The organism is Tractidigestivibacter sp. (assembly GCF_057241865.1).
This window is the reverse complement of record NZ_DBHHPX010000067.1, coordinates 1-6,673: the sequence shown is the minus strand read 5'-3', so window position 1 is coordinate 6,673 and position 6,673 is coordinate 1. Positions and strand designations below refer to the sequence as shown.

At 63.5% G+C, this 6,673-nt stretch carries 4 protein-coding genes; 1 reads left to right on the top strand and 3 read right to left on the bottom strand.

Features of this window, described 5'->3' with window-relative positions; genetic code table 11:
- Positions 1-332: 332 nt before the first annotated feature.
- Complete coding sequence (locus tag ACO59D_RS12620; RefSeq protein WP_485127284.1) at positions 333-3,095, bottom strand: phosphoenolpyruvate carboxylase; 2,763 nt, start codon at positions 3,093-3,095, stop codon at positions 333-335.
- Between the two features lie 271 nt (positions 3,096-3,366).
- Here ACO59D_RS12620 and ACO59D_RS12615 point away from each other — a divergent pair, with 271 nt between their 5' ends.
- Entirely contained in the window at positions 3,367-4,803 is a 1,437-nt protein-coding gene (locus ACO59D_RS12615) for a lipopolysaccharide biosynthesis protein (protein ID WP_485127283.1), read from the top strand.
- Between the two features lie 59 nt (positions 4,804-4,862).
- Here ACO59D_RS12615 and nhaA read toward each other — a convergent pair whose 3' ends face one another.
- Entirely contained in the window at positions 4,863-6,281 is a 1,419-nt protein-coding gene (gene nhaA / locus ACO59D_RS12610; protein ID WP_485127282.1) for a Na+/H+ antiporter NhaA, read from the bottom strand.
- 82 nt (positions 6,282-6,363) lie between these two features.
- The gene (locus ACO59D_RS12605; RefSeq protein WP_485127281.1) at positions 6,364-6,609 is read right to left on the bottom strand and encodes a hypothetical protein; all 246 of its coding nucleotides are present in this window, start codon (positions 6,607-6,609) and stop codon (positions 6,364-6,366) included.
- Positions 6,610-6,673: the final 64 nt, after the last annotated feature.

Here is a 6,673-nt window from a genome sequence, read left to right as displayed (position 1 = left end):
GAACTTCTGACCTCTTCCGTGTCAGGGAAGCGCTCTCCCCCTGAGCTAAACGCCCAAATCTGTGCTGCCAGGGATGCAGCGAGGAGTATCTTACGCGAAAACGCTCGTGTAACGCAACCGTCAATCCCAAGTTTTTCTCGCTTCACAAATGCTGCTCAGCCAGAGGCTACCCCACTCGACACCGAATGTGTTGCGAACCGTCACACAATCGTACACAAACGTGTGACGCGCGCAGGACGTCACAGAAACGTCGACGAACGTGTTGCAGACCCGCAACACGTTCGTCGAGCAGTGCCGTCAACGTGGTCGGCAGATCTACCGTGTCAGAACCGTCATCCCGTATTCTGCAGCCCGGCAGCAACCCCGGACACGGTGCACAGGATGAGATAGATGAATCGCTCGCGCTCTTCCGGCGTGAGGTGCTCGCCGCGCGTGCGCATCTCGCGCAGCGCGCGCACCTGCGTCACCGAAAGCACGTTCACGAACGGCAGCCTCGCGCGAATCACCGGCCCCAGCACGCGCCTGTGCTCAAGCGGCCACTCGTCACCAACAATCGCCAGTACCCACTTGCGCGTAAGGCGCATCTCGTCCAGAACCTTCTCCGCGAGGTCGTCACGCGAGCCCAGCGCCAGATACATGCGGCCAATGCGCTCGTCGGTCTTTGAGAGCGACATCTCAATGTTGTCGATGAACGTCGTGAAGAGTGGCCACTCGGCGTAGGCCTGGCGGAGAAGCCCGAGGTCACCAAGCTCCTCGCACGCCGTCCCCAGACCGTACCACGCTGCCAGGTTGATGCGCGCCTGAGACCACGAGAAGATCCACGGGATGGTGCGCAGGTCGTCCAGGGACTTGGCCCCCAAGCCACGCTTGGCGGGACGCGACCCTATGGGCATGAGGCCAATCTCGGTAAGCGGCGTGACCGTGGAGAACCATTCCGCAAACCCCTCGGTCTCGAGCAGCTCGCGATAGCGCTCGCGCGACAAGACATCCAGCCTGGCTGCAAGGTCGGCGTACTTGGCCGTGGTCTCGGTGTTCACGTACTCGATGGAAGGCGATGACTGCAGAAGCGTCGCGCCGGCCACAGACTCCACATGGCGTCTGGCCAGCGTGGGGTCGCCATAGCGAGCGAAGATGACCTCGCCCTGCTCTGTAAGCTTAAAGCGGCAGTTGACCGAGCCCTTGGGCTGCGAGAGAACCGCGCGGTTGGCCGGGCCGCCGCCGCGGCCCACCGCGCCGCCGCGGCCGTGCATGAGCACCAGGTCGATGTCGTTTCTCTCGGCCCACTGCGCAATGGCCGCCTGTGCCGCGTGAAGCACCAGCGTCGCGGAGGTGGGGCCAGCGTCCTTGGACGAGTCCGAGTAGCCAAGCATGACCTCCATGCGCCTGCCCGTCTGGGCGAGGCGCCTCTGCACGGGCTCAAGGCGGATGATCTGGTCGAGTGTGTCCACGGCGTTCTCGAGGTCCTCGACCTGCTCGAAGAGCGGAATCACGTCGAGCACCGGCACGTCAGACTTGTGGGCAAAGGCGAGCTGGGCCAGCTCGTACACGTCGGCCACGTTCTGCGCCGACTGCGTGAACGAGATGATGTAGCGCCGCGCGGCCTTCTCGCCATTCACGCGCTGGATGCTGCCGATGGCGCGGAAGGTGTCGAGGACCTCGCGCGTCATGGGCTGGAGCTCTCCCCTCTCGCCCCAGCGCCCATGCTCACGGATGTCCTCGAGCGCACGCGCGTGCACGAGCGAGTGCTGACGAAACTCCATCTCCACCAGGCAGAACCCGAAGGTCTCCGCCTGCCAGATGAGCTTTTGCAAGGGGCCGTAAGCGGTGCGCACGGCACCGGCCGCGGCGAGCGAGCGCTGAACAACCCGCAGGTCGGCGATGTAGTCATCGGCCGAGGCGTACATGATGTCGGCCGTACGCTGAATGGTGGCGCGCAGGCGATCAGAGATCACGATCATGATGGCGCGGTGGAGCTCGGAGGTCGAGACCTCAAGTGCACGCTGCGAGAGGACCTCGCTCATCTCGACCTGGTGGTTCCACAGGTTCAGGAGCGCGTCGGAGGGCTTGGTGAAGCGCGTATCCAGCGTGAGGTTTTTGCCCACGTAGTAGGTCCTGTCGGCCAGCGCCTCCAGCACGTGGACGCGGAACTTCTCGGCCACCTTGCGACTCACCTTTGCGGTAACGTTGGGGTTGCCATCGCGGTCGGAGCCAATCCAGCTGCCGGGGTGGAAGAACGCCGGGCACATGGGCGGCACGGTGCCGGCACGCGAGCCCAGCTCCCAGTCGTCAAAGCGCCGGTAGACCTCGGGCACCATGTCGAAGAGGGTGGCGTCGAAGATGTCGATGACGGTGTCGGCCTCCTCGACGGGCGTCGGCTTCTTGTACGCGATGGGCGAGGTGCGCACCAGGGCGTCAATCTCCTGCAGCATGAGCCGCTCGTTCTCCACCAGCTCCAGGCCTGCGAGCGTCGCGCGCCTGGTGAGCAGCCCGGAGATGCGGCTGATCTTGCCCTCGACCGCCTTGCGCCGCGCCTCGGTGGGGTGCGCGGTGAAGACCGGGTGGAACTCCAGGCGGTTGAGAAGCGCCACTGCCTTGGCGCGGCCGCACTCGTCAACCAGCCGCCCATAGGCAACCGTAAGATCGTTGATGGGGTCTGCGGACTCCGTCGTGGGGACCTCGCCCTCGCGGCGGCGCAGCGATGAGACGCGGTAGTTCTCCTCGCAGATGTTTGCCAGATGGAAGTAGGTGACAAAAGCGCGCATGAGCAGCGTTGCCCTGTCCATGGAAAGCCCGTCGATGGTCGAGACAAACTCGTTGAACGCCCTCTGGGCCTGGGCAGCCTTCTCGTCCGTGTGTGCCACGCTGTCTGCATACGTCACGCGGATGGCATCGCCCAACAGAAGGTCGAAGGTGGCGAGAAGGTCTGGGTCATTCTCCGCAAGCACCTTGCGGACCAGGCGCAGGAAGAGTGCCAGGTTGTCGCGGAGCTCCTCGGGAACGTCCACCAGTGCGAGCGCAGAGCGCGCCTGCTCGACCTCGCTTGGTCCCACGAAGGCGCTCCCATCACCTAGGCTTGGCACCTCGGTTGACGTCATGTATCCCCCCCTCAGCTCCCGCCGGTCCCGCCGACGGACGTGCACGTGCACCACATGTCTCAGCATACAGATGCTACCTTAGCAAGCTCCTGTAAGGGCGGTGCAAATCCCACCAAGCGGCCACGAAGGCGAAACGCAACGTACACGATGGGGCGCATCAGGACCGGGCAGCCTGCGGCGCGTCGCGATACAATGACACGCACGCACAGGCGAGAAGACCCGAGAGGCGAGACGAGCTTGGCCCCCGCGGCCACGAGAGGATGATTGGCGCATGACACGCACGAGCAGGCGACGCGGGAACACCCGGCAGGAAAGTCTGAGCTCGCTCGTTGGTTCGCGCGCCGGCAAGCACGAGGGCCCCCTCTCTGCCGCAAAGCCCAAGAAGGAAGGCTTTCTCCGCCGCGTGACCAACCATTGGTGGAACCGCCTGATCTCCTCGGTCTTCTCGGGCTCCATCTCCGAGCAGTCCGAGCAGTACCTGGCGCACCAGACCACGCGCGACTACGTGTGCAACTCCATTGGCCAGGCGGCCTGGGGCGGTTTCTTTCCGCTGCTGACCATCGTGGCCACGCAGTTTGTGGGTACGGAGAACGCCGGTCTCTTCTCGATGGCCATGGTTGTGGGCACGCTTCTGTACTTTGCGGGCAACTACGGCGTGCGCACCTACCAGGTCTCGGACATAGACGAGATGGACTCGTTCTACGACTACCAGGTCAACCGCATTGTCACGTGCGTTGCCATGGTACTTATCGGCCTGCTGTACTGCCGCATCCGTGGATACGCCGCTGACATGACCACCATCGTGTGCGGCGTCATGGGCTTTAGGTTCTTTGACGCACTGGGCGACGTGTACGAGGGCAGGCTGCAGCAGAAAGACAAGCTCTACCTGGCCGGAATCTCGCAGGCCGTGCGCTGCGCGCTTGCGTTTGTGGTGTTCACGGTGCTCTTGCTCCTCACGCGCAACCTCATGGTTGCGAGCGTGGGCATGGCCATGGGTGCCGCCGCATCCTTCGTGCTGCTTACGCTTCCTTTGGCGCTCATGGAGACGGAGCGGTCGCTGCCGCTCACCTGGCGTGGCGTGAGGGAGATCTTCGTCAACTGCTTCCCGCTCTTCCTGGCGATGTTCCTCTACAACCTCATCGACTCCATGCCCAAGTTTGCCATCGAGGGCGCGCTCTCCTACGACAACCAGCTCTACTACAACGCCATGTACTTCCCCGCCCACGCCATCCTCATGGCGGCAGCGATGATCTACAAGCCGCAGCTGCTGCGTCTGGCGAGCATTTGGGACGACCCCGTGCAGCACAAGCGCTTCGACCTGATCATCCTCGCCATGATGGGCGTCATCGCGGCGATTACCGTGGTTGTCGGCCTCTTCATGGGCTGGTTGGGCATCCCCATCATGGGGTTCCTGTACGGCGTAGACTTCGAGCAGTTCAGACCGCTCGTCTACGTGATGGTGGCCAACGGCGGCATCTGCGCGGCAATCGACTTTCTGTACCAGATCATCACGGTGCTGCGCGAGCAGCAGGCCGTGAGCAGGCTATACCTCATTACGTTTGCCTTCTCCGTGCCGGTGCTGTGGCTGCTCGTTGGGTTCTCGGGGCTCTCCGGCGCCGTCGTGGGCGCCGTGGTGGTGATGAGCATCCTTTTGGTGCTGCTGCTCTCGGAGTACTTCGCGATCCGCAAGCGCCTCGAGCGGTACTAGCGCGGGGTCGGGGTTGGGTGCACGGCCCGCCAGCGTGGCCTGCCGTCGCAACCCGCCGGCTACCGACCTGACGCCGCGTCCCCGCCGGCATCGTCGCCCTTCTCGTCGCCCATCTCAAGCGCGTTCGCACGCGAGTCTCGCCGCTCTTTTGCGGCACTCGTCACATGCACGAACAGCAACCCCAGCGCCGCCGACGTGACCGACCCTGCGAGGATCGCGCACTTTGCTGCCATGGCCTCGTCGGGGTCGGCAAAGGCCAGCCCCGAGATGAGAATCGACATCGTAAAGCCCAAGCCGCCCATGATGCCCACCGCAATGATCTGCAGCCAGTCCACGTGCTTGGGCAGCTTGGCAAAGCGAATGCGCACGAGAAGCCACGTCACCAGGATGATGCCCAGCGGCTTTCCCAGCACGGCGCCAAAGTAGACGCCCTTGGTCACCGAATTCGCAACGATTGCGGAGAGGTCCATGTCCACAATCCTCACTTGCGCGTTCACAAACGCAAAGATGGGCAGGATCACAAAGTTCACCGGTACCGAGATGTAGCGCTCCATGCGCTCCAGCGGTGGCGTGACGTGGTGCATCACGCGCTCTACGCGCGCTGCGGCAGTGGTGAAGTCATGCTGGCCAAGCACGTGGCTCTCGTCGTCATACGTGTCATCCAGCTCGCGGGCGCGGGCGTCAAGCCAGTTGCCCACCTTGGAGAGGCGCACGTCGGACCGGGCGGGAAGGAAGAACGCCAGAATGACGCCGGCCAGCGTGGCGTGGATGCCGGAGCTGTACATGCACACCCACAGCACAAGCCCCACCAGCATGTAGGGCTTTGCAGAGTAGACCTTCATGCGCGAGATGATCCACAGCACGATGACCACGCCAACCGACGCAGCCACCCAGGCCACACTGGGGGCCTGCCCGTAGAAAAGCGCGATGACGACGATAGCCAAGATGTCGTCAGCGATGGCCAGCGTCTGGAAGAATACCTTCGTAGCTGGTGCAATGCGGTCGCCGAGAAGCGACATCACACCCAGCGCAAAGGCGATGTCGGTCGCGATGGGCGTAGCCCACCCGTGCACGGCGCCACCGGCGTTGATGACGAGATAGATCAGCGCGGGCGCGGCAACGCCACCCACGGCAGCCAGCATGGGAAGCGCCGCCTGCCTGGGTTTTCTCAGCTGGCCCACGGTTATCTCGTACTTGAGTTCGATGCCCACGAGAAGGAAGAAGATGGCCATGAGAAAGTCGTTCACAAAGGCCTCGAGGGAAACCGAGAAGACCGCCGGGCCAATGCCCACAGAGAGCGGTGCCTGGAGAACCTCCTCGATCACCTCATAGGCAGGCGAGTTGGCCGTGATGACCGCCGCGATGGCGGCGAGCACCATGACCGCGGCAGCTATCGTCCCGTTCGAAGTCACCTTGTGGACCGCACTGCGCTGCTCGATGCGCCTGAGGACTGCGGGCTCACCGTAGATGCTTGCCATTGGCTGTGTTTTCCGTTTCCTTGAGGAGAGGCCGCTCGGGCCCTTCGTTACCTCTCTATCCTACCCAACCAATGCCACGGATTTATGCATCCGTCGTTATGGCATCGGGCACGGCTTCCGAGGGAGCCTGGTTGGGGGCGAGAGGCGCGGCCGGCTCCTTAGCAGCCGCCTCGTCCAGCGCCAGGACCTGCTCGACATAAATCTTTGCGGCAAGGCTTACAACCGCGGCCTCGATGGTCCTGTCAAGGGGCGAATCGACCCGCATGCCGTTGGCATCACGCAGGTCTATCACGGGTTCGACCGCCGGCGCCACGAAATCCGGTCCCACGGCAAACTGCTCCCGAGTTTTGCAGCTAGTTAGCTGACCCTCGATTCATAACCCCCAGCTCAGA

Bases quoted from the DNA above. Each gene is read 5' to 3' on its own strand.
- nhaA (WP_485127282.1), bottom strand. From the start codon at position 6,281: ATGGCAAGCATCTACGGTGAGCCCGCAGTCCTCAGGCGCATCGAGCAG.
- ACO59D_RS12620 (WP_485127284.1), bottom strand. From the start codon at position 3,095: ATGACGTCAACCGAGGTGCCAAGCCTAGGTGATGGGAGCGCCTTCGTG.
- ACO59D_RS12615 (WP_485127283.1), top strand. From the start codon at position 3,367: ATGACACGCACGAGCAGGCGACGCGGGAACACCCGGCAGGAAAGTCTG.